Raw genomic sequence first — 24372 nt, forward strand, 5'->3', positions numbered from 1 at the left:
ACTTTGACGTTGTATCTAGTATAAAGTCAAAGTGTAGGGTTTTGTTATTTCTCAAATATAAAAAGTGAAAAACTGAATAAATACGTAATATTAACAGTTTAAGATTGTGGTGGTTTGGGTTGGAAATGAAGCTGACATTGTCCTTCTATGATGTGATCATCGACCTTAACCTGCATGATTGCCCCTGCATTTTGTCCATCACAGGCATGTTTAAAAGCCTGCATGAATGCTTGATCTTGCGGGGGGAGATGCCCATGTTCTTTAAAGTGTTGTTCAGATTTAGGCATAGGCGGTGTCATAGAGCATGCACTAAGAAGCGATATGCTAAGTACACTTAAACAGGCCAAAAGAGATTTATAGGCATAGCTCATATACAAGGTATCCGAGTGGTGTAAAATATTTTATATAAATTTAAACAACCAAGATGGAGAAACAATGTAGAGTTTTTTGTGGCTATGTTGGGTAAAATACACCGTCTAAAATATTCATGAGATTGTTCATTTGAAAGTTCGCCGTTTCCCCATCGCCTTACGGTTATTTTTAACTGTACTCATGACAACAGTTGTGATCACTACGGTGAGCTTAGGTGTTTTTCAATGGGCAATGAAACAGAACTTCACCAAATATGTCGCAGACGTTGAAATACAAAAACTTGATCACTTGGTGGAAAATCTTGCTGGCATTTACAGTATTTACAATGACTGGGGTGATGCGATACAGGCACAGATTTTACAAGTCGAGGGTAAGCCACAAGCTCAAGATTTTGATCAATTGTCACGTATGTGGTTACGCCGTCAGTATGATATTGCTTATCAGCAACGCTATTTTAAAGACAATGCAATTTTAAATGTACCCAATGGATTAGATGCGAGAGAGCGTTCTACACAAAAAAGACATTTCACGGAACAACAAATTCAACAAATGGAAGAAAACTTACCCTCAGAATATCAGCCTTTTGAGGGCATAAAGTTTCCATTGTCTGAAAGTTTAAAGGCTTTTTCTAAGCGAGACCGCCCAGACCCACCGCCATTTTCTACAGATAAGGCCATGGCAAATGATAATAATATGTCTGATGGGGGCTTTTCGCCCAATGATGGTGGTTTAACTTCAAGTAAAACAAAAAACCTTGAGATTTCTAGAAACTTTTTTCCAATGCCTGATCATTTGGGGTTAAGCAATCGATTGGCTTTATATGATACCAATAAACATTTTGTGGTGGGTGAGCCTCAGCAAGTCAATCCAACTTATCGGCCAATTTTACTCGAAAATCAAGTGGTCGGATATTTAGGTTTACAACCTTCATTGGCACAAGATGATGTACTGAGCGTGAACTTCTTTAGCTCACAGAAAAAAGTATTATTTTTAATTTATATTGTGACATTTTTCACCAGTCTGCTGATTGCACTTTGGCTAGCAAATTACTTTAAACAGCCCATTCAACGTCTATTAAATGCGGCACAAGAGTTAACGAAAGGACACTTTCAGCATCAAGTAAAAATACGCCGTAATGATGAGTTGGGCGATTTGTCGACTCAAATTAATGGGCTTGCCAATATATTGAACCAACATGAACAGTCTAGACGACAATGGGTTGCAGATACATCCCATGAGTTAAAAACGCCATTGGCTGTTTTACAAGCACAAATTGAAGCCATACAAGATGGCATTCGTAAACCTACCCCTGAACATTTTGCCGCCATGATGAAACAGGTGAGTAGTCTGAAAAAACTGACTCAAGACTTAGCAGACCTTGCTCAGGCTGAATCACAGCAATTGAAGTGTTATTTAACAGAAGTCGATCCTTGGAAAGTGGTCTGTGATGAAATTGAAAATTTTAGAACCCAGTTTGAACAATCTGAGTTTCAGGTTACCAGTACAGGTACGGGTGCATCTTTACTCATTGACCAAGACCGCTTTCGCCAAGTGGTGGTGAATATACTCAGTAACAGTATTCGTTATAGCGAAAAAGGTGGACAAATACATATTCATAGTAAGCAAACGCATGATGATTGGACATTGATTGTAGATGATAGTCCTTTGGGTTTGACTGATACACAATTAAAGCATTTGGGTGAGCGTTTTTATCGTGCCGATGACTCGCGTGCTCGTACAACAGGTGGTACAGGGCTAGGTTTGGCACTGTCTTATAAAATTATTGCAATGTTGGGTGGGGAGTTAACTTTCCACCACTCACCACTGGGTGGTTTACGTTGCGTGATTCGTTTTTTGAAAAAATAAAATGAGGAAAAGTCTGTGAGACATATTTTTTTAGTTGAAGATGAAGTTGAACTTGCCAGTTTAGTGAAAGACTATTTGGAAGCTGCAGGGTTTGAAGTGTCTGTGTTTCATGATGGTCAAGAAGCATACCAACAATTTTTACAACGTAAACCAAGCTTGATGATTTTAGATCTCATGGTGCCACGTATGGATGGTTTGACCATTTGCCGTAAAGTTCGTCAGCAGTCAGATTTGCCGATTATTATGGTGACCGCACGTACAGAAGAAATTGACCGTGTGTTAGGTTTAAATATGGGAGCAGATGATTATGTCTGTAAACCATTTAGCCCCAAAGAGTTGGTCGCTCGTGTGCAAGCGGTGCTGAGACGTTTAGAGCGTAAAGAAGAGCCTGAACAAGATGATTTATTTGTGATTGAAAAATCACAGCAACGTATTTGGTATAAGCAAAAAGCATTGAGCTTGACCCCTACAGAATTTCGTTTGTTTGAATTGTTTTTAGAGCATGTGGGGCAAGTTTACTCTAGAGCCCAACTGTTAGATTACTTAAACCCTGAAAGTTTCGATGTGGCAGACCGTGTGATTGATAGCCACATTAAAAACCTAAGACGAAAAATTATAGATGCTACCGCACAAGATGTACAGTCAGACTGGATTCAAGCGGTGTACGGTGTAGGGTATCGCTTTGAATACCCAGATCATTTTTAAGATGAACAGCTAATTGCAGTCTCGCTTGCATCTGCATGTGGTGGCTGTACGTCAGATGCATGCTCTCGCTGTGGTTGTGGGGTAAATGGTGTGGCGAGTAAATCAAATAGGCGTTCAACTTCGGAGAAATCATCACACTCAGCACGTTCAATCGCCTGTTGAGCCATTTGATTTCTTAAAATATAGCGAGGGTTATGTTGTTGCATGCGCTCATTTAGCTGTGCTTGGTCTTGATGCGTGCGTATGTTTTGATAACAAGTGATAAAAGCATCAAAGCCATCACGGTCAATACAGTCATCTTTTAAAGCAGTGAACTGTTGTTCTTGTAAGCGAATAAAACTTTGCGTGTAGTCGAGTTGTTCACGCTGTAAGATGTGTAGAAAGTGTAAAGCACAGTCAAAACTGTCTTTATGAAATTGTGGTAACCCCATCTTTAAGCACATTTTTTCTTGATAGTATTTTAAAAAAGTCACTTCAAAATCAGCCAAGCACGCAATCAGTTGTTGCTTAAAGGCCTCTTTTTGTGTACTTGGGGCGAGTGGCATGAGGTTGTTGAGTAAAATAGATAAATTCCAATGTGCCATGCGAGGTTGATTTTGGTAGCAATATCGCCCCTGATGGTCTGAGTGGTTGTTGATCCAGTCGGGTTTAAAACGCTCTAAAAAGCCAAATGGGCCAAAATCGAGCGTTGAGCCAGTAATATTGAGGTTATCTGTATTCATTACGCCGTGAGCAAAGCCAACCGCTTGCCAGTCTGCAATCATTTGAGCAGTACGCTTGACCACTGCATGGGCAAAAGCAATGATGGGCTGGTCTTGCTCTAAGCATTCTGGGGAATGCCATGCAATACACTGCATTACAAAGTCGTTGAGTAGCTCGGGTGCATATTGGTTAATCCACTCAAAATGACCAAAACGAATATGGCAGTCTGAGGTGCGTAATAGCATCGCACCTGGCTCTAGCGTTTCACGTTGTACCCCTTGCAATGAACTGGTAAAACCTACCGCATTGCTTGAGGCAATGCCAAGTGCATTGAGTGCATGACCTGCTAAGTACTCTCGTATCACTGAGCGAAGTACGGCGCGACCATCACCAGATCTAGAATAGGGCGTTGAGCCTGCCCCTTTGAGATGTAAGTCAATCACCTGATTGTTTTTATCTAAAACTTGTGCAATCAGTAAGCCACGACCATCACCTAACTGACCTGCCCAATGTCCAAATTGATGCCCTGCATACACCATTGCCAATGGGCTAAATACATCAAAAGTCTGTTTACCACTACAAATGTCTACCCATGCAGTTTTTTCAGCATCACTCCACTGTAAATCATTGGCCAGCGTAAGGTTAAAGTGACCTGCTTTTGCGCCGTGTAATGGTTTAGGTTGTTGTTGGCTATATAATTTTGAATCAAGTGTGTTGTAGCGACTTTGAAAAAGCATGCAGTGGCTCTCGGCTATGGTATTGAGTACTAAAGGTATTGTTGCATCAGGTGAGGTACATCTGTAATGAGTCCATCAACGCCCCAACGTTTTAATTCAAGAGCACGTTCAGGCTCATTGACCGTCCAAACACTGGCTTTTAAGCCTGCTTGATGAGTTGCTTGAACCCGATCAGGTGTGGTGAGGGTATTGAGCCAACCAATTTGGCAACATGCAAGTTCTATCGCAGTCTTGATGGCATGTTCGGGGTGATCTTCGACCAATAAGCCTCGTTTAAAGGGTGAAGATAAATTTTGTAATGCGGTTAAAATTTTAACATCAAAGCTGGTAATAACGAGAGCATCTTGCCAATCGCTTGAGAGTTGTTGATGGAGTGTTTTAACCAGTTTTTCAGCGTCAAACATAGAAGGAACTGCTTTAATTTCTAATTCTATGTGCGTAAAATCTTGAATGATATTGAGTACTTGTCTAAGTGTTGGTGTTGGCTCTTGTTGTGGCCATTGTGGCCAAAGTTTGCAATGGTTGTGCTGTTCTAAATGATCTACTTGGCAGTTTGCCACGGCGTATGGTGTGCCTGTGGTGCGTAACAAATTATCATCATGAATGACCACTAAAGTCTGATCTGTCAGTTGTCTAAGGTCAAATTCTACAGCTGTAATGCCTAGGTTTTTTAAATATTCAAAACCACCGAGTGTATTTTCAGGGGCTTCATTGCGTGCCCCACGATGACCAATAATTTGCATACATATACCTCAGTGTTGAAATGAGCAATAAAAATAAAATATGTCAAAAAGTTTGCAATTCGATTTGAGTTTGTTAACAATAAAACGTCAGGAAACTGTGGTATGTCCTGCCTTAATTGTGTCATAGCATGGCATCAAATCAATGAAAAAAGAGTAACGCATGCGAACACGTAGCAAAATTTGTGGCATTACTCGGGTAGAAGACGCACGTGCTGCCGTCGATAACGGTGCAGATGCGATCGGTTTGGTGTTTTATCCACCAAGCCCAAGAGCAGTGACCCCTAGCCAAGCCCAGCAGATTGCACAGGTGATTCCACCTTATGTGCAAATTGTTGGTTTGTTTGTCGATGCCAGTTTGGACCAAATCGAAAGCACTTTACAGCATGTTACTTTAGACGTGTTACAATTTCACGGCCAAGAAACACCTGCTGAATGTGCCAGTATTGCTAAAAAAATCGGTCGCCGTTGGTACAAAGCCATACAGGTTCACCCAACCTTAGATATACAGGCTGAAATACAGCGTTATTGTCAGGCCGGGGCAAGTGCGGTATTACTCGATGCATGGCATCCATCGCTTAAGGGAGGTACAGGCCAACAGTTTGATTGGTCGGTATTTCCAAAGGCACAAACTGCACTCATTTTAGCAGGCGGACTCACACCAGATAATGTAAAACAAGCCATCACCACAACAACACCTTTTGCCGTAGATGTCAGTGGTGGCGTAGAGTCGGCAAAAGGAATAAAAGATCATCAACTGATTAAAACGTTTATGCAAGGAGTCCATTGTGGATCAGCAAACGAAGATTGACTACACACAATATCCAGATGCTCGTGGGCATTTTGGTATTCATGGCGGACGATTTGTCTCAGAAACTTTAATGGCAGCACTTGAAGATTTAGAAAATCTATACGAGCGCATGAAAAATGATGCCCAGTTTCTAGCCGAGTTTGACCGTGATATGGCGTACTATGTAGGTCGCCCAAGTCCTCTTTATTATGCTGAGCGATGGTCAAAAGAGCTAGGCGGTGCACAAATTTATTTAAAGCGTGAAGACTTAAACCATACTGGTTCACATAAAGTGAATAACACCATTGGGCAAGCGTTACTGGCAAAACTGTCAGGTAAAAAACGTATTATTGCTGAAACTGGTGCAGGGCAACACGGTGTGGCAACAGCAACCATCGCTGCACGTTTAGGCTTAGAGTGCGTTGTTTATATGGGTGCAGATGACGTAAAACGTCAAGCCATGAATGTGTACCGTATGCGACTGCTAGGTGCAAAAGTTGTGCCTGTGACCAGTGGTTCACGTACTTTAAAAGATGCTTTAAATGAAGCGATGCGAGATTGGGTTAGTCATGTCGATGACACCTACTATATTATTGGTACTGTGGCAGGCCCACACCCATACCCACAGCTCGTTCGTGACTTCCAGTCGATTATTGGTCGTGAAGCACGCAAGCAAATTCAAGAGCAAGCAGGTCGTTTACCCGATGCATTAGTGGCATGTGTGGGCGGTGGCTCAAATGCAATAGGCTTGTTCTACCCATTTTTAAACGATGAATCTGTAAAAATGTATGGTGTGGAAGCTGCAGGTTTAGGGATAGAAACAGGTAAACATTCAGCACCACTGAGTGCAGGGCATGTGGGTGTACTGCATGGTAACCGTACTTATTTAATGAGTGATGCACAAGGTCAGATCATTGAAACGCACAGTATTTCTGCGGGTCTAGACTACCCAGGTGTTGGCCCAGAGCATAGCTTCTTAAAAGACATGCACCGTGTAGATTATGTACCCATTATTGACGATGAAGCACTACAAGGCTTTAGAGATTTAACCCGCATTGAAGGGATTATTCCTGCATTGGAAAGTGCACACGCCATGGCATATGTGACCAAGCTTGCACCTACCATGCGTAAAGACCAAATTATCATTGCAACAGTCTCTGGTCGGGGAGATAAAGACCTCCTCACCATGGCCAATATCGATGGTATTGAAATGGTTGACATGTAAAACATGTTGAAAATAAAAAAGGTACTTACGAGTGCCTTTTTTATTTTGGGTCGATTATGCAAAGACGAGTCATTTTTACTTTTATGATCTAACATATTGTTATTTATTTTCTTTTTACCATGTTTTTGTACAAAATGAGATGAATGCTAAAAAACAAAAATGAAAAAAAAGATATCTTTGATCATTGAGAAAAAAAATGAAATATTGATTAATGTAGGCTTGAGTTTTCACAAGTTTTTACTTCATTCAATGAAGTGATTTGGCTGACTGTGCAAGGCATAAAAAATAGCGTTACAATGGGTTGTGCTTCAAACAACATCAAGTAACTCATTCTATTTAAAACTATGCAAGGGAAATCACCATTATGAGTCGTCTCGCTCAACGTTTTGACCAGCTTAAATCTCAGCAACGCAAAGCACTAGTCTCTTATGTCATGGCTGGTGATCCACAGCCTGAAGTGACTGTTGGCTTGCTACATCAAATGGTTGATGCTGGTGTAGATGTACTTGAGCTAGGGTTGCCATTTTCAGACCCTATGGCAGATGGTCCAGTCATTGCTTTGGCTGCAGAGCGCGCACTTGCAGGTGGTACAAGTACACTTCATGTCTTGGACATGGTGAAACAATTTCGTGAAAACGATTCAGAGACGCCTGTAGTACTCATGGGCTATTTAAACCCGATTGAAGTGATTGGCTACGAAAAGTTTGTAAGCCAAGCACAGCAAAGCGGTGTAGATGGTATTTTATTGGTGGATCTACCACCTGAAGAAGCCTACGAATTTAATCAAATTTTAAAACAGCACGGTCTAGACCAAATCTTTTTACTTGCACCAACATCGAAAGATGAGCGAGTTGCTCATGTTGTTAAACAAGCCAGTGGTTTTATTTACTACGTATCACTTAAAGGTGTAACAGGTGCGGCAACGCTTGATGTAGATGCGGCAGCACAGCGTATTGCCTATATACAACAGCAAACAGATATTCCTGTAGGTGTGGGTTTTGGTATTCATGATGCAGCATCTGCAAAAGCCATGGGTGCTGTGGCAGATGCCGTGATTGTGGGCAGTGTATTGGTGAAGCCTTTTGCAACACTATCTATTGAACAAGCCACTTTGCAAACGATTAATAAAGTTAAGGAGCTTCGAGCTGCGCTCGATGAACAGTAAGTATGAGTCAAGAAGTAAAACCTGCAAAGGTACTAACCCCAAATACGCCGTGGACAGAACGATCTGTACCAGGGGTTTATGTACTGACTGAGCAAGAAACCTTTAAGTCATCGTTTACAGAACCAACGGTTGAATGTCCTGAGTGCCATGCATTAACCACACGTACAGCGATGGCCTTTAATGCTTATGTTTGCCCACAATGTGACGAGCATTTACGCATGAAAGCACGTGAGCGATTAAACTGGTTCTTTGATCAAGTCGATGCAGAGCTTGGCCAAAACTATGTTGCAAAAGACCCGCTAAAATTTGTAGACAGCAAGCCATATACAGAGCGTATGCTAGATGCACAAAAGAAAACAGGTGAGTCAGAAGCTTTAGTGGTGTTACAAGGCCACATTAAAAATATTGCCATGACCGCATGTGCTTTTGAGTTTGACTTTATGGGTGGCTCAATGGGTACAGTTGTTGGTGACCGCTTTGTGCAAGCTGCTGAAAGTGCGATTGAAAAGAAACAACCTTTGATCTGTTTTGCAGCTTCTGGTGGTGCACGTATGCAAGAAGGCATGCTGTCACTCATGCAAATGGCAAGAACATCTGCTGCCATTGAAAAAGTAAAAGAAGCTGGCTTACCTTACATTGTTGTACTCACTCACCCTGTGTATGGTGGTGTGACGGCATCACTTGCAATGCTGGGTGATGTACATCTTGCTGAACCTAAAGCCATGATTGGTTTTGCGGGCAAACGTGTGATTGAACAAACAGTACGTGAAAAGTTAGAAGAACCGTTCCAACGTGCAGAGTATTTGCTTGATCATGGTGTGGTCGATCAAATTGTTCATCGTCACTCATTACGTGATACTGTATATCGTATTGTTGGTAAATTGATGAACGTAAATTGAACATAGCCTCACCTTTAAGTACAGATGATCTGATGACATGGCTCAACTATTGGGGCCGTGTTCATGTTACAGGTATAGACCTTGGTTTAGAGCGGGTTTTACCTGTAGCAGAAAAACTTGCCATTACCAAGCCTCAAGCCAAAGTTATTACTGTGGCAGGAACCAATGGTAAAGGTTCAACCACTACTATCATTGCACAAATTCTAAAGCATGCAGGGTATCGTGTGGGGCTTTACCAATCACCACATATTTACCGTTTTAATGAGCGTGTGAAAATATCTGGTGTTGAGGCAACAGATGCAGAGTTAGTAGAGGCTTTTGTTGCTGTAGACCAAGCACGTAGAGATTGTGGATTAAGCTTATCATTTTTTGAAGCGACAACATTGGCGGCATTTTTAGTATTTAGCCAACGCCAATGTGATGTTTTAGTCCTGGAAATCGGTCTAGGGGGTCGTTTAGATGTCGTTAATATTATAGATCCAGATGTTGCTGTCATTACTAATATCGGACTTGACCATATAGACTGGTTAGGTGACACGATTGAGAAAATTGCCAAAGAAAAAGCAGGCATTATTCGTCCAAATATTCCAACCATATTTGCAGGGCAACAAGCCTTGCCACAGGCAATACAAGAGAAAGCCAGTGTATGCCAAGCACCGTTATATTGTTATAACCGTGACTTTTTTTACCAAGAAAATAGCACCACATGGACATTTTCAACGCCTGCGACCACTTTAGCATTACCCAAAGGGAAGCTGGCTGTACACAATGCGGCAACTGCTGTGGCTACCGTTGCTGTGAGTGGCTTAAATGTCAGTGATGAAGCGATTGCTGCAGGTGTACTGGAAGCAAATATTGCAGGGCGTTTTGAAATTGTAGCGGTTGAGGGCAAGACTGTGATTCTCGATGCAGGGCATAACCCGCACGGTGTAGCTTTTTTGTTACAGCAACTCAATACATTCTTAAAGCAAAACACTCAATACACAGAAGTGGTCAGTGTCTTTTCCATGCTTACAGATAAAGACATTGATGCAGTGATAACTCAATTAAAGCCTCGTATTTCATCATGGCATATTGCCGCACTTAACACACCACGGGCGGCACCGATTCAGAAAATTCAAGTTGCTTTAGAGGACCAAACGGTCTATGTTTCTGAAAATATTCAACACGCCTTTCAAAAAGCATTACAGACTTTACAATCACATCAGATTATACTTGTGTGTGGTTCGTTTCACACTTTAGAAACGGTTTGGGAGTCTATAGCACATGTCCATGAATAATAAACAACGTTGGATGGGTGGCGTTGTTCTGCTTGGCGGCGGAACATTACTTGCAGCATTACTTTTTAAGGGTGCACATGAAATTAAAGAAAATCATACGCCAGAAAATGTAAAACCAGTACAACAAACAGTGATTGTACCAAAGGTAAATACGCCTGCTCAGCCTGAAGAAATGCAGTCACTGCAACCTGTTACAGTAGATATTGAAACAGAAAAACGCTTACTTGAAGAGCAAAAACGGGCAAGAGAAAAAGCCATTGCAGAGCAAGAAGCAAAAACACAAAAATATCTAGCGCAACAACAACAGGCAGAAGCGGCCGCTGCGAAAAAAGCTGCCCAAGAGTACGCACAAATTAATGCCCGTCGTGCCAAAGAGCAAGCGGCTGTAGACATGCCGCCAGAAGTGACAGATAAGCCAAATCAACAAACATTAGATGAAAAAAAACAAGCCCTTGAAGCTAAGAAAAAAGCAGATTTAGAGAAAAAAATAGCAGATAAAAAACAAGCAGATGCTGCGGAAAAGGAACGCAAACGTAAAGAACTTGAAGATGTAAAAAAAGCAGAGCAAGAACTGAAGAAGAAAGCTGAGCGAGAGCAGGCTAAACGTGATCATGATGAAAAGGTCAAATTGCAACAAGCACAAGAAGCTAAGCAAAAAGACAAAGAAAAGTCACAGGTAGATGCAGATACGGTTAAACATAAAGTTGAGCAAAGTCATAGCCAAACAGAGCATGAATTAGATCAAAAGAAAAAAGCCGATGCTGATAAAGCACGTGAAATGATGAAAGATGAAGGTGATCATAAGAAATGGATGGTGCAGGTTGCATTGGCTGCCAATCAGGCTAATGCAGATGCCATTATTGCCAAGCTTAAAGCGAAAGGATATAAAATTACAACCAGTCCAACGTCAAAAGGTATCCGTATCATGGTTGGGCCGAGTAAAAATAAAGAGCGTGCCGATACATTACGTAAAAAAATTCAAGCAGATGAAAGCTTAAATATGCCATCTGCTTGGGTGAATGAGTGGGTACCATTGGAAGATCGCTAATAGAAAAGTGAGCATGTTACACACCAAATAAACGACATGGCCTTATGGTGGTGCTGATGAATCTATCAAAATAGGCAAAAATTCGCGTAATTTTGACAATAAAGTCAGAGTTTTTGTGCAAAAAACTTGTACTTCCAAAAACTAACACCATAATAAACATTAACGACAAACATTTATTTTGAACTAGCCAAAATTAGAGAGTGATTCATGTTGGAAAGTCTGATCGGAGGTATCTTCGGTACTAAAAATGAGCGAGAGCTCAAACGTATGCGTAAAATTGTAGATAAAATTAATGCGCTCGAACCGACGATCTCTGCGCTCAGTGATGCAGAACTATCGGCAAAAACACAAGACTTTAAACAGCGTTACCAAAATGGTAAAACGTTAGACAGTTTTTTACCAGAAGCGTTTGCCGTTTGCCGAGAGGCTGCCAAACGTATTATGGGGATGCGTCACTATGACGTGCAACTGATCGGTGGTATTACCCTGCATGAAGGCAAAATTGCTGAAATGCGTACAGGTGAGGGTAAAACACTGATGGGTACCTTGGCGTGTTACTTAAATGCGTTAAGTGGCGAAGGTGTACATGTCATCACTGTCAATGATTACCTTGCACAGCGTGATGCAGAGCTGAACCGCCCATTGTTTGAGTTTCTAGGCCTAACCGTTGGCACAATTTACTCTATGCAAGCCCCAGATGAAAAAGCACATGCCTACGCTGCTGACATCACTTATGGTACGAACAATGAGTTTGGTTTTGATTACCTACGTGACAACATGGTGTTCTCATTTGCAGAGAAAAAACAACGTGGCCTAAGCTATGCCATTATTGATGAAGTCGATTCCATCTTAATTGATGAAGCACGTACCCCACTCATTATTTCTGGGCAGAGTGAAGACTCATCACAATTGTATGCAGCAATCAATGCGATTCCACCAAAACTCCACCCACAAAAAGAAGAAAAAGTGGCAGATGGTGGTCACTTCTGGATTGATGAGAAACAACGCTCAGTAGAAATGACTGAAATAGGTTATGAAACAGTTGAAAAAGAACTGATTGCCATGGGCTTGCTCGATGAAGGTGATACTTTATATTCAGCAACCAATTTAAACCTTGTACACCATGTATCTGCTGCTATTCGTGCCCATTTCTTATTCCAAAAAGACGTACAATACATTATTCATGATGGTGAAATTGTCATCGTAGATGAGCATACAGGCCGAACCATGCCGGGCCGTCGTTGGTCAGAAGGTTTGCATCAGGCGGTTGAGGCTAAAGAAAAATTAGAAATTCAGCCAGAAAACCAAACATTGGCAACCACAACATTCCAAAACTACTTCCGTCTTTATAAAAAACTTTCAGGCATGACAGGTACAGCAGACACTGAAGCCTCTGAAATGAAAGAAATTTATGGCTTAGATGTTGTACTTATTCCAACGCATCGCCCAATGATTCGTAAAGACTTAAACGATTTAATTTACCTAAACCGCAATGGTAAATACGATGCGATTGTTGCAGAAATTAAACGTATTCAAGAAACCAAAGCGCCAATTTTGGTGGGTACAGCAACGATTGAATCTAGTGAAATTTTATCGCATAAAATGACACAAGCCGGCATTAAACATGAGGTGTTGAATGCCAAACAACATGAAAGAGAAGCTGATATTATTGCCCAAGCAGGTAGCTTAGGTGCAGTAACCATTGCTACAAACATGGCTGGTCGTGGTACAGATATTTTGCTGGGTGGTAACTGGAAAGTAAAACTCGCTAAAATTGAAAATCCAACAGCTGAAGACGAAGCGCGACTCAAAGAGCAATGGCAACTTGACCATGAAGCAGTTTTAGATGCGGGTGGTCTACATATTATTGGTTCAGAGCGTCATGAATCTCGTCGTATCGATAACCAATTACGTGGCCGTGCAGGTCGTCAAGGTGACCCGGGCTTATCACGCTTTTACTTGTCACTAGAAGATGACCTTATGCGTATCTTTGCAGGTGACCGTGTTATTGCCATGATGCGAGCAATGGGCCTCAAAGAAGATGAAGCTATTGAACATAAAATGGTGAGTCGCTCGATTGAAAATGCACAACGTAAAGTAGAAGCACGTAACTTTGATATACGTAAAAACCTACTGAAGTATGATGATGTGAATAACGAACAGCGTAAAATCATCTACTCGCAACGTGATGAAATTTTGGTTGAAGAGTCACTACAGAACTATCTAGAAGAAATGCATCAAGAAGTGATGACAGGTTTTATTGCTACCTTTATACCACCAGAATCTATTCATGATCAGTGGGATATTGAAGGCTTGGAAACAGCATTACGTACAGACTTACACATCGACTTACCAATTCAACAATGGTTAGATGATGACCGTAGATTGGATGAAGAAGGTCTAGTAAGACGTATTAGTGATGAAGTCTTGACACGCTACCGAGATCGTCGCCAGAACATGGGTACAGAGATGGCTACTGTACTTGAGCGTAACTACACATTAAACGCTTTAGATCGCCACTGGAAAGAGCACCTCGCTGCAATGGATTACTTGCGTCAAGGTATTCATTTAAGAGGTTATGCTCAAAAGAACCCAGAACAAGAGTATAAAAAAGAAGCATTTAATCTATTTGTAAATATGCTTGGTGTGATCAAAAGTGACATTATTAATGACTTGTCTACAGTCCGAGTTCCTTCACCAGAAGAAATGGCAGCACTTGAAGCACAACAGCAAAACAGTGAATTGGTTTTTGAGCATGACAGTGTTGATGGACTCACAGGTACAGTTACTCAAGATAATGCAGTATCAGAGGTAGAGCCTGAAGAAACTGTTGTGCCTACCAGTCGTAATGCACCATGCCCATGTGGTTCGGGTTTGAAGTACAAACAATGCCACGGCAAAATCTAAAATAGCCTTTTACAAAAGCAGAACAAGAGTTCTGCTTTTTTGTATTTATTAGGTCATTACAGGTACTAAAATTGAATAGAAATTTTGCTATAGTAATCAGTAATACAACAGAGATAATATGACGATGAAAATAAAACATGGCCTTATGGCTTCTTTAATCATGGCATCTACAGTGGCGATTGCTGCACCTACAGAACCATTCACAACAACAGTAGGTAATGTAAAAGCGGCTATGGGGCCTCAATTGGCCGAAGTCAGCTCAAAAGGCAATACACTCACAATTATTAGTCCACGTACAGGGATTAGTTACACACTAGATAACACCGAAGGACGTAGCGTGATTCTACAAACAGATGCTATTGCAGCAGCAAATAATGTCACGGCCAAAAAAATCATTGCCCAAAATCCTGCGGTATCACAGACAAGTCAACTCAGTGCAGAAAAAGCACTTATTGATATGTCTGCACAGTTAAATCCATAAAATTAATAGGTTGGGTAAGTATTTACCCAATATTAAACTCTCTTTATTTGTCATATATTAGGAAACATCATGGCGGTTGGCGATATACACATACCACAAATGCAAGCAGTTAAAGGCTTAAAAATAGGCTCTACACAAGCGTATGTTCGCTATCCAAATCGACGCGATCTAGTTATCTTTGAGTTTTCAGAAGGCACACATGTTGCAGGTATTTTTACTCAAAATGCTTTTTGTGCAGCCCCTGTTCATGTATGTAAAAAACATCTGAATATTGAAAATAGTCGTTACTTGATTATCAATACAGGAAATGCAAATGCAGGTACAGGTGCAGAGGGTATGAAAAATGCCTATGCCATGTGTGAAGCTGTTGCAAAAGAAACTGGTGTTAAAACCGAGCAAGTCCTGCCATTTTCAACGGGTGTGATTGGTGAGCAACTCCCAATTGATCGAATTACTCAAGCGGTTAAGCCTGCATTAGACACTCTAAATCAAAATGCATGGTTAGATGCAGCTCACGGCATTATGACCACAGACACCATCCCTAAAGGTGCATCTACACAAATTGAGCTTGATGGTATTATTTATAACATGACTGGCATCAGCAAAGGTGCGGGCATGATTCGACCAAATATGGCAACCATGCTTAGTTTTGTTGTCACAGATATTCCAATAAGCAAAACATTAGTACAACAGCTACTTAAAGAATCAGCAGACCAATCTTTTAACCGTATTACTGTAGATGGCGATACATCAACCAATGATTCATGCATTTTTGCGGCAACAGGTCAAGGTGGTGGGCAAGAAATTCAAACAGAGCAAGATCCAAGATATGTGTTAGTAAAAGAAAAACTCTTTGAAATTATGAAGCGTCTAGCACACCTGATTGTGAGAGATGGAGAAGGTGCGACTAAATTTATTACCGTAGATGTAAAAGGTGGTAAAACAACACAAGAATGTTGTGATGTGGCGTACAGCATTGCACATTCACCCTTAGTGAAAACAGCCCTTTTTGCATCAGACCCAAATTGGGGGCGTATTTTATGTGCGATAGGGTACGCGAATATTACCGAACTTGATGTCGAAAAAGTGCAAGTTTGGCTTGATGAAGTACAAATTTGTGAAAATGGTGGTCGGGCACATAGATATACTGAAGAAGAAGGTGTTCGTGTCATGTCAAAACCAGAGTTAACGATTCATGTTGATCTGGGGCGAGGAGATGCTCAGGACATCGTTTATACCTGTGATTTATCATATGACTACGTTAAAATTAACGCAGACTATAGATCATAATTGAACATAAACAACCAAGAAATTTTATATATTTATCTAAAGTTTCTTGGTTGTTAGATTTTAAGTTGTTGAAATGAATAAAAATAGAACAAAAAATGCAAAGTATGATGAATAAATGTTCTATTAACTAAATAAAGTGCTTTTTTTTAAATATATAGCTTGACCTAATGCAACTCCAAGCATAGAATGCACACCGTACCGCACGATGTGTAGTACGAAAAGCTGAGAATAATCGGAGCATAGCACAGCCTGGTAGTGCACCTGGTTTGGGACCAGGGGGTCGTAGGTTCGAATCCTACTGCTCCGACCAAAAATCGGCAGAGTATAGATACTTTAAATAGTATCAGTTATGCGCCTGTAGCTCAGTTGGATAGAGCATCCGCCTTCTAAGCGGATGGTCACAGGTTCGAATCCTGTCAGGCGCACCATAGTTGTCTGGTAGGTAAGAACAACCGTTATGGTGGATGTAGCTCAGTTGGTAGAGCCCCGGATTGTGATTCCGGTTGTCGTGGGTTCGAGCCCCATCATTCACCCCAATTTACGGAGCATAGCACAGCCTGGTAGTGCACCTGGTTTGGGACCAGGGGGTCGTAGGTTCGAATCCTACTGCTCCGACCAAGTATATAAAAATCAAGAGTTTAGCGTGCTAAGCTCTTTTTTTGTGCCTGAAAAAAAGAACAAATAATTATGCTTATAGACTGTATTAATGAGAAAGTCTTTCATACCAATATGAGAGTTTCCATTCCCATTTCATTCCCACGAAAAGTACCAAGTTAGATGAAAAAATAAGCAAAACATAGATTTTATATTTTTTTATAGAATTTCTAGGGTAGTCATTTTTAGAGGTAATAAAGTAATATTTTTATAATTAACATTTAATATCAATAAGATATAGATATATACTCAAGTAAGAATTAGGTAATATTTAAGTAATAAGTTACTGTATAAAAAGGTGATGATGTTAATAATTTACTATTAATAAAAACAATGAGTTATAAAATATTACTTCTGATATTACAAAAAATTACATCTGTTGGTAATATGATTTATATATATTTTTCAGCAACTTATATATTGATATTACTTTATTACCTCAAAATTGATTTAGGTCATAGAAAAATACATTTTTATGTTCGATGGTATTTATCAAGAACATATATATTTACTGTTTTTGTAAAAATGTATTTCCATAGTGAAATGCAGTATTCAATTTTCAAAAATAATTACTGTAATCCTTACAGATCATGGTGTTTCGACATATAGCTCATAGTGGTTTGTGCTGTAGTAGAATTGCATCAGTTAGAGGAACCGCAGGTGGGTGGGCAACTGCGCTCGGCTGGGGTAGGTATTGTCATTTCGATCATGTCTTCCAAATAGCTGTAAAATTGAAAGCAAAAAAATCCCCATCTTTTTGATGGGGATTTTAAAGTTATATTTACATCATATAAAAGATTAAGAAGTCCCTTTCAAATCATAATATCTAAAACTAATCACCTCATCACCAGCCCACTCATTAATCTGCATGAGTCTTGATTGAAGCGGTACAATTTCATTTTGATAAAAGACTTGTGCTGCGTCTGTAATTGAACCAAAGCCACCTGTATTATTTGGCACAATACCCATCAGCTGCGGTGGTACACGAAGCGATGCCAAAATATCGTCACGAGTAATGCCTTTAATACTTGCAAAGTCATCTTTGGCTGCAATTTCAGAAATCGGCATAATTTGAATACCATCTTTTTGCCCATTGGGTGAGTAAAAAAATAGATTCCTAAAGTTCCCTGGCCCCTTGCTATCTTTCATGGCCGTTCTGAGAGCATTAATATCGTTTGGATCTTGAGATGCACCTGTCACATACATCACAAAGCCTGCATGTGAACCATTGTTATAGTATTTTCTACGAAATAATGTGGCAGACTCGTTGAGTAGGGCACTTTGTAATGTGCTGATATATTCAGGTGAGCCATATAGCTCTTGGTCGATATCCGTTTCACGAATATGGCAAATACTGTCTAACTCAAAAATCCAATCGTCCACACCATCATAATTATTATTGATTAAATAAAACTGGTCGTCTTTACCCACACGGGTGTATTTGGCCAATGATGGTTTATATTCAATAGTACTGCCCAATCGAGATTTTACATTTTCTAAATAGGCATTGCCCGACCAAATAAAATCAAGGGCAATTTGCTCAAAGGCTTTTCGTTTAAGCAAAGGGTGGGGCTTAAATAGGTTGGCCAAAAAATTCCGCTTAAATACAATGCCGCTGCTTAAATATGGGTTAGATCGAAACGATTTTGACAATCCAGTCATACTCACTTGTGGCTCATAATAACGACCATTGAACCAGCACTCAAAATAATCTGATAAATCATGGCCATCAAGTACAGGTACAGGGTCGCCAAAGGTAAACGCTTCAGGTGACACCTGCTGAGTCATATGTGCTGTTGGTTCTGTGATAATGTCGGTCATGATGAAAATTCCAAGTAAGATTTATTTGATGTGCTTTGACCTTCAAGCGGTTCATTGTGTACGGCATGCATGAGTGCCCAAGCGAGATCGGCATGTCCTGTGGCTTCTGAACGTCCTGCGGTAAAGGTCATTTTTTGTTGGCTGGCGGTCATGGTTTTTTGAATACTCATGAGCGATTGGCTTAAATCAGTAAAACCATTGTCGTACTCGAGGCGTTCTTTGCGAATCACATCTTGCAACTTAAACACCAGCATGGCTTTCACTTCAGGTGAATAACTAAACTCGGTGAGATTTGGGAAGAACTGTTTTACTAACTGAGCCACGCCCGTTCCCATACCTGTGCTATCAATGCCGATGTACGTCACGTTGTAGCGAAGGGTGATTTGTCGAATAAACTCCGCTTGTGCTGCGAAGTCATCACCTTTAAGTTGGTGACGTTCTAATACTCTAAATTTATCAGTTGGATTTTCAGGCGGTGCGACTACGACTAAGCCTGCACTATCGCCATTTAAAGCAGGGTCATAACCAATCCATACAGGGCGATTACCAAAAGGCCGAGTATGAAATGGCTTGTAAATCGCTTCCCATTTTTCCCAACTATCGACCATGCATTTTTGAAGCATTTCTAATGGGAAAATAGATAAGCTGTCATCAACAAACTCACACATAAATAGATTGGCAAACTCATCAACTGAATACTCAAAACGCAACTCATCAATATTAAACAAGTTACAGCCTGAGGCTTTCGCATCTAAAACAGTCACAATATGTCGCCACATTCTATCCTCACACAAATGACCATTTTTTAAATTGTCATGTGAAGTATCAACATTGAGTTGTTGGTCTTTGGCTCTGCGTTTGTTAAAGCGTTCACCTGTCCAGAAGTCATAGGCTTGATGGGTAATGGTAGACGGTGTGGAAAAATAAGTTTTACGCCATTTTTCATGTACAGACATTGCTGAAGCGACTTTATTCAGCTCATTAAATCCATACGTCCAAAAGAACTCATCAAAATATAAATTGCCATGATGCCCCTGAGCGGTTCGTGAATTTGTGCCTAAAAATGTCAGGCTTGCACCATTGGATAAAATAATCGGATCGCCTGTCAGCTCAACACCGCATGCTTCAAATGCAAATGATTTGATGTAACCTTTAAAAATATGAGCTTGAAACTTAGATGCAGATAAAAAGATTTGATTACGTCCTGTTTGTAATGCATCGACCAGTGCTTCACGAGCAAAATACCACGTTGCCCCAATCTGACGGCTTTTGAGAATGACCCGTGTCCGTTGGTTCATTTCTCGATACCACTGGTGTTGATAGTCAAATAAACTATCTTCAAAAAATGCAATCAACTGCTCAATTTGTTCATGATCAAAGTGATTGGCCTCTTTTTTACGTGGTGCTTCATTTCGTTTACGCAGGTTCGGGTTTAAATCCGATTCACCACCGCCATTTCTGAATTTCTCAACACGAGCAAACCGCTCATACTGACGCATCAGTAAATCAATTTCCTTGCTGTCACCACTGGTTTTTTTATTTTTTAAAATTAAGGTCATTAAGCGAATGACTAAAGCATCTTCAATACGGTTTTCAGGCTTTTCTTTTTCCCATTCATCACGGGTTTTCCATGCTTGAACAGTACGCTCTTTTTCATCAAGGGCTTGAGCAATATCGACAATTTTCCAGCCTAGCCAGTATAAAAACTTGGCTTTGAGCTTGTTATCAGCAACTAATGCAAGGTTTGCAATCGGAGACAAGTCATTCATAAAAAAAACGTGCAATAAAAAATTATTGTCACATTGACAGCAAAAAATACTTGTCGCAGTCACTTTGAGTTGTATAACGCAGTTATACAACTCAAAGCCGTTGCGATGAATACGCTTTATTCATCATTCTGCACCTATTCAGCGATTGAACCGCTTTCATCTCAAATAGGTCAGCACAATGAGCAAAGACAACGAACAGAAAAAATATAAATCGGCATGGTTTCGAGTAGCCACCGCAGGTGACACCACAGATGGCCGAGAAATATCAGCCGAGTGGATTCAACAAATGGCACAAAGCTATAGCCCACAAACCTATGGTGCACGAATCAATGTAGAGCATATTCGTAGTGTTTTACCAGATAGCACATTCGGTGCATATGGTGATGTGACTGCCCTAAAAACTGAAAAAGTCACTGTGGATGGTGTAGAAAAAGACGCTCTTTTTGCTCAAATTCAGCCGAACCAAAACCTATTAGACCTCAACAAAAAAAATCAAAAAATCTATACATCGATTGAAGTCAATCCCAACTTTGCCAAAACAGGTAAGGCTTATTTAGTCGGTCTTGCGGTGACAGACTCACCAGCATCACTCGGTACAGAGCAGCTCAAGTTCGCTGCAGGTGCAAGTGTTAATCCACTGGCCTCTCGTAAACTTGACCCCGACAACCTATTTGCTGAGTCGCATGAAGTCACATTTGAGTTTACTGAAGAAAAGCAAAAAACCTCAATTATTGACACGGTGAAAAGCATGTTTAGCAAAACCAAAAGCGAAACAGAACAAAGCTTTTCACAAAACGAAGCAGCCATTTTAGAAATTGCACAACAAACAGCGAACCAAGGTCAAAGTGTAGACACGCTACAAACCGACTTCAATGCACTAAAAACAGAGTTTGATGCCTTTAAAGAACAGCTCAACACCACACCAGCCAAAGAGCCACGCCCAAAATCAACCAATAGTGTCTATAGCGAAGAAATAGGCGAAGTTGACTGCTAATCCCAATATTTAACATTAGAAGAGAGTAAACACATGCTTTTAGCAACCCAAAGAAAATTTAATATGAGCATGGCACACCTGGCCAAACTCAATGGTGTCGATTCAGTTGAAAAGAAGTTCACCGTTACGCCATCCATTCAGCAAAAATTAGAAGATAAAATCCAATTATCATCTGATTTTTTGAAGCAAATTAACGTTTTTTTGGTCGATGAGCAATCAGGTTCTGCCCTTGGTTTAGGCATTACTCGCCCGATTGCATCACGCACCAATACAGATGCACAAGATCGTCAAGCATCAGACCCAAGTGGTATGGATGAACGTGCTTACTTTTGCCGTCAAACTAACTTTGATACTGCGATTAAATATCGCAAGTTAGACCAATGGGCAAAATTCAAAGACTTTTACCCACGCTTGAGTGCCATGATCCAAAAACGTCAAGGTCTTGACCGTATCATGATTGGTCTTAACGGCACATCATATGCCACCAATACCGACATTGTGGCCAATCCAAAACTGCAAGATGTCAACAAGGGTTGGTTGCAAAAACAACGTGAAGAAAATCCTCAGCGAGTACTTAGCTCAGGCAAAGTTAATGCAGGGAAAATTACCATCGGAAAAACAGGGGACTATAAAAACCTTGATGCACTGGTGATGAACCTTGTCGATGAAATGATTGATGAAGTCCACCAAGACAACCCAGACCTTGTGGTGCTGTGTGGTCGTAAATTGCAATCAGACAAATACTTCCCACTGGTTAATAAAGACCAACCCAATACCGAATCCTTAGCGGCCGATATGATTATCAGCCAAAAACGTATGGGTAACTTGCCTGTCTATGCTGTGCCATTTTTCCCTGAAGGCACGATCTTAGTGACTACATTCGATAACTTGTCGATTTATGTGCAATCAGGTGCTCGTCGTCGTGCCGTGATTGACAACCCAAAACGTGACCAAATCGAAAACTTTGAATCATCTAATGAAGATTACTTCATTGAAGATTTAGGCTTGGCGGTGATGGCTGAAAACATTGTCTTAACAGAGGATTAAGCATGAACTTAGCCCGTCAACACTACCAAAAACATAGTGCAAAGGAGGAAGCCGCACAGGCTTCCGAATTTGGCAGTATGAAAAATGCCACGGCATACCAACAACTGCAGATGCAACTCAAAAGCGACCAAGCTCGCTTGAGCCAAGTGCAATCGACTTCACGTAAAGTCATGCTCAAACAAGATTTGATCGAAAACTATATGCCGTATGTCAACGGCATTTTAGAAGCCAAGCCTGCGGTAGACGATGAAATTGTCAGTCGCATGCTGATCTGGAGCATTGACATTGCCGACTACCAAAAAGCCTTAGAGATCGGTCACTACATGCTGACCGCTAAATTATCTTTACCTGATTCATTTAGCCGAAAAACAGCCACATTCATGACTGAGCAAATCGCAGATGATTTTCTTAAAGAGTTGAAAAATGGCAGTGAAGTTGACATCACAGTGCTACATCAACTTGAGCAACTCATTAATGATGAAAACATCGACATTAACGAGCGAGACATGCCAGAAGTGGTCAAAGCCAAGCTGTACTTGGCTTTGGGTAAAGCATCACTGGCCCTGGTAACGGCTGACACTGAACAAGACCTTGGGTTTGCAAATGATGCAAAGCGTTATTTAGACATCGCTATTGGCTTAGATGATAAATGCCGTGGCAAAACAGATCTCAATAATGCCACCAAACTCATTGAGCAGATCACACAAAACATGGCTACCTCACCCGTAGCTTAACGAGTGCCCAGCACCGCAAGGGCGAACAATGGTCGTGATCATACGACACAGTAAATCTTCATAGAACCATTGTTCCCACCCTTGCACTAAACACGAGGTTTTATATGGGCTTTGTTGCCAACGGAAATACGACCAAAAGCAATATCACCATTGCTTCAAAACGTCAGTTTTTTCCAACGATTGCACTCGACGATATTAAGCAAGAGGTTCGAATTGATGGTGCAGTCACAGATGCACGGATCAAACAAGCCTTGCTTGAAGAAATGATCGATGTAAATCGATTGCTTGCCAGTCTCGTCCAACCCGACAAAACCTTAAGTGACCTTGCTACAGACCTGATCGATGGCCAAGCCGATACCGAGATTCTGTATTTTTCAGCAGTGGCCAATGGGGTTGCTGCCAAAATTGCCGAAAAGTACCGAAACTACGACAGCACCAACTCAGGCAATAAACGTGCTGAAGAAATCAGTGCAACCATTAACGAATACAAACGAAATAAAGTCTTTGCCATACAGCAACTCAAAGGTGAAAACCACTCCATTGTGGAGCTGATATGAGCAGAACAGTGAAATCGATTCAAAACGACACCATCGATAGCATTTGCTGGCGTTACTACGGACGAAGTTCAGGTGTTGTGGAACTGGTACTACAAGCCAATCCACAGCTTGCATTTTTTGATGCCATTTTACCGATGGCCACCGATGTATTACTCCCAGATATTGCCACACCCCAAAAAACAGAAACAACAATAAACCTATGGGATTAATCATGCCAGAACCAACCGCACCCATCGCCATCGTAGCTACTGCAGGAGCAGCATCACTTTTACCTTTTGTAAATGGTGATGCCTTGTTTGGTGCAGTCATTGGTGCTGCATTTATTGCGTTTTATACCCAAAACGTCAGCTACAAAAAACGCATTGGCACTTTTTTACTTTCCACCGCAATCGGCTACTTACTTGAACCAGAGCTGGTCAATCGCACCCCGATTGATAGCCATTCAACCGCAGCATTTGCCATTGCTCTGGTTGCCATCATTATTTTACAAAAAATTATTGCATGGCTAGAAAGTGCATCACTGCAAGACATTTGGAACACCATACGTGGTAAACCCACCGACCCAACAGACGACAAAAAGGAGTAAACC

22 protein-coding genes and 4 tRNA genes are annotated in these 24372 nt (G+C 40.9%); 21 read left to right on the forward strand and 5 right to left on the reverse strand.

The window, feature by feature from the left end; genetic code table 11:
- Positions 1–98: 98 nt before the first annotated feature.
- Positions 99–299 (reverse strand): hypothetical protein, encoded by a 201-nt coding sequence (locus I2F31_RS07205; RefSeq protein ID WP_195769362.1) that lies wholly within the window; start codon positions 297–299, stop codon positions 99–101.
- 202 nt (positions 300–501) lie between these two features.
- Between I2F31_RS07205 and baeS the strand changes: the two genes are divergently transcribed.
- Positions 502–2238 (forward strand): sensor histidine kinase efflux regulator BaeS, encoded by a 1737-nt coding sequence (gene baeS, locus I2F31_RS07210; protein WP_195769361.1) that lies wholly within the window; start codon positions 502–504, stop codon positions 2236–2238.
- A 15-nt stretch (positions 2239–2253) separates the two neighbouring features.
- Positions 2254–2943, forward strand: coding sequence for a response regulator (locus I2F31_RS07215; RefSeq protein ID WP_195769360.1), 690 nt, complete (start codon positions 2254–2256; stop codon positions 2941–2943).
- Here I2F31_RS07215 and I2F31_RS07220 read toward each other — a convergent pair.
- The gene (locus I2F31_RS07220) at positions 2940–4382 is read right to left on the reverse strand and encodes a protein adenylyltransferase SelO (protein WP_195769359.1); all 1443 of its coding nucleotides are present in this window, start codon (positions 4380–4382) and stop codon (positions 2940–2942) included. The two genes, I2F31_RS07215 and I2F31_RS07220, sit on opposite strands and share 4 nt — an antisense overlap.
- A 29-nt stretch (positions 4383–4411) precedes the next feature.
- Entirely contained in the window at positions 4412–5125 is a 714-nt protein-coding gene (locus I2F31_RS07225) for a glycerophosphodiester phosphodiesterase (RefSeq protein WP_195769358.1), read from the reverse strand.
- A gap of 160 nt (positions 5126–5285) precedes the next feature.
- Between I2F31_RS07225 and I2F31_RS07230 the strand changes: the two genes are divergently transcribed.
- The 13 genes from I2F31_RS07230 (at position 5286) to I2F31_RS07290 (ending at position 16825) form a co-directional block, all read left to right on the forward strand.
- Entirely contained in the window at positions 5286–5933 is a 648-nt protein-coding gene (locus I2F31_RS07230; RefSeq protein ID WP_195769357.1) for a phosphoribosylanthranilate isomerase, read from the forward strand.
- The gene (gene trpB / locus I2F31_RS07235) at positions 5911–7137 is read left to right on the forward strand and encodes a tryptophan synthase subunit beta (RefSeq protein ID WP_195769356.1); all 1227 of its coding nucleotides are present in this window, start codon (positions 5911–5913) and stop codon (positions 7135–7137) included. The genes I2F31_RS07230 and trpB overlap by 23 nt, the downstream gene beginning before the upstream one ends.
- A 364-nt stretch (positions 7138–7501) precedes the next feature.
- Positions 7502–8302, forward strand: coding sequence for a tryptophan synthase subunit alpha (gene trpA, locus I2F31_RS07240; RefSeq protein WP_195773626.1), 801 nt, complete (start codon positions 7502–7504; stop codon positions 8300–8302).
- 2 nt (positions 8303–8304) lie between these two features.
- A complete protein-coding gene (gene accD, locus I2F31_RS07245) occupies positions 8305–9201 on the forward strand; it encodes an acetyl-CoA carboxylase, carboxyltransferase subunit beta (RefSeq protein ID WP_195769354.1) in 897 nt (298 codons plus the stop codon).
- On the forward strand, positions 9198–10481 hold the full coding sequence (gene folC, locus I2F31_RS07250; RefSeq protein WP_195769353.1) for a bifunctional tetrahydrofolate synthase/dihydrofolate synthase: 1284 nt from the start codon (positions 9198–9200) through the stop codon (positions 10479–10481). Before accD ends, folC begins: the two co-directional genes overlap by 4 nt.
- Positions 10468–11529, forward strand: a complete 1062-nt coding sequence (locus tag I2F31_RS07255) for an SPOR domain-containing protein (protein ID WP_195773625.1) — start codon at positions 10468–10470, stop codon at positions 11527–11529. Before folC ends, I2F31_RS07255 begins: the two co-directional genes overlap by 14 nt.
- Positions 11530–11736: 207 nt before the next feature.
- Positions 11737–14436, forward strand: coding sequence for a preprotein translocase subunit SecA (secA, locus tag I2F31_RS07260; RefSeq protein WP_195769351.1), 2700 nt, complete (start codon positions 11737–11739; stop codon positions 14434–14436).
- A 118-nt stretch (positions 14437–14554) separates the two neighbouring features.
- Positions 14555–14917, forward strand: a complete 363-nt coding sequence (locus I2F31_RS07265) for a hypothetical protein (RefSeq protein WP_228285127.1) — start codon at positions 14555–14557, stop codon at positions 14915–14917.
- 69 nt (positions 14918–14986) lie between these two features.
- Positions 14987–16207 carry a bifunctional glutamate N-acetyltransferase/amino-acid acetyltransferase ArgJ gene (argJ, locus tag I2F31_RS07270; protein WP_195769350.1) on the forward strand — a complete coding sequence of 407 codons (1221 nt, stop codon included), beginning with the start codon at positions 14987–14989 and terminating at the stop codon, positions 16205–16207.
- Positions 16208–16440: 233 nt separating this feature from the next.
- A tRNA-Pro gene (locus tag I2F31_RS07275) sits at positions 16441–16517 on the forward strand.
- 41 nt (positions 16518–16558) lie between these two features.
- Positions 16559–16635, forward strand: a tRNA-Arg gene (locus I2F31_RS07280).
- A 32-nt stretch (positions 16636–16667) separates the two neighbouring features.
- Positions 16668–16743: transfer RNA gene (locus tag I2F31_RS07285), tRNA-His, on the forward strand.
- Positions 16744–16748: 5 nt separating this feature from the next.
- Positions 16749–16825: transfer RNA gene (locus tag I2F31_RS07290), tRNA-Pro, on the forward strand.
- Positions 16826–17659: 834 nt separating this feature from the next.
- On the opposite strand, the gene I2F31_RS07295 is transcribed toward I2F31_RS07290, so the two are convergent.
- Positions 17660–18682 (reverse strand): phage portal protein, encoded by a 1023-nt coding sequence (locus tag I2F31_RS07295; protein WP_195773623.1) that lies wholly within the window; start codon positions 18680–18682, stop codon positions 17660–17662.
- A complete protein-coding gene (locus tag I2F31_RS07300) occupies positions 18679–20451 on the reverse strand; it encodes a terminase large subunit domain-containing protein (protein WP_195773621.1) in 1773 nt (590 codons plus the stop codon). The genes I2F31_RS07295 and I2F31_RS07300 overlap by 4 nt, the downstream gene beginning before the upstream one ends.
- Before the next feature lie 178 nt (positions 20452–20629).
- On the opposite strand from I2F31_RS07300, the gene I2F31_RS07305 reads away from it, so the two are divergent.
- From I2F31_RS07305 to I2F31_RS07330, 6 genes are all read left to right on the forward strand, one after another.
- On the forward strand, positions 20630–21445 hold the full coding sequence (locus I2F31_RS07305; protein WP_195773619.1) for a GPO family capsid scaffolding protein: 816 nt from the start codon (positions 20630–20632) through the stop codon (positions 21443–21445).
- Between the two features lie 33 nt (positions 21446–21478).
- The gene (locus I2F31_RS07310; RefSeq protein ID WP_195773617.1) at positions 21479–22492 is read left to right on the forward strand and encodes a phage major capsid protein, P2 family; all 1014 of its coding nucleotides are present in this window, start codon (positions 21479–21481) and stop codon (positions 22490–22492) included.
- 2 nt (positions 22493–22494) lie between these two features.
- Positions 22495–23226: a phage terminase small subunit gene (gene gpM, locus I2F31_RS07315; protein ID WP_195773615.1), complete on the forward strand. Its 732-nt coding sequence runs from the start codon at positions 22495–22497 to the stop codon at positions 23224–23226.
- A gap of 104 nt (positions 23227–23330) precedes the next feature.
- Positions 23331–23783: a head completion/stabilization protein gene (locus I2F31_RS07320; protein ID WP_195773614.1), complete on the forward strand. Its 453-nt coding sequence runs from the start codon at positions 23331–23333 to the stop codon at positions 23781–23783.
- Positions 23780–23992, forward strand: coding sequence for a tail protein X (locus tag I2F31_RS07325; RefSeq protein WP_195773613.1), 213 nt, complete (start codon positions 23780–23782; stop codon positions 23990–23992). The genes I2F31_RS07320 and I2F31_RS07325 overlap by 4 nt, the downstream gene beginning before the upstream one ends.
- 2 nt (positions 23993–23994) lie before the next feature.
- Positions 23995–24369 carry a putative holin gene (locus tag I2F31_RS07330; protein WP_195773612.1) on the forward strand — a complete coding sequence of 125 codons (375 nt, stop codon included), beginning with the start codon at positions 23995–23997 and terminating at the stop codon, positions 24367–24369.
- Positions 24370–24372 lie beyond the last annotated feature (3 nt).

The sequence above is a fragment of the Acinetobacter rathckeae genome, assembly GCF_015627125.1.
Taxonomy (GTDB): Bacteria; Pseudomonadota; Gammaproteobacteria; order Pseudomonadales; family Moraxellaceae; genus Acinetobacter; species Acinetobacter rathckeae.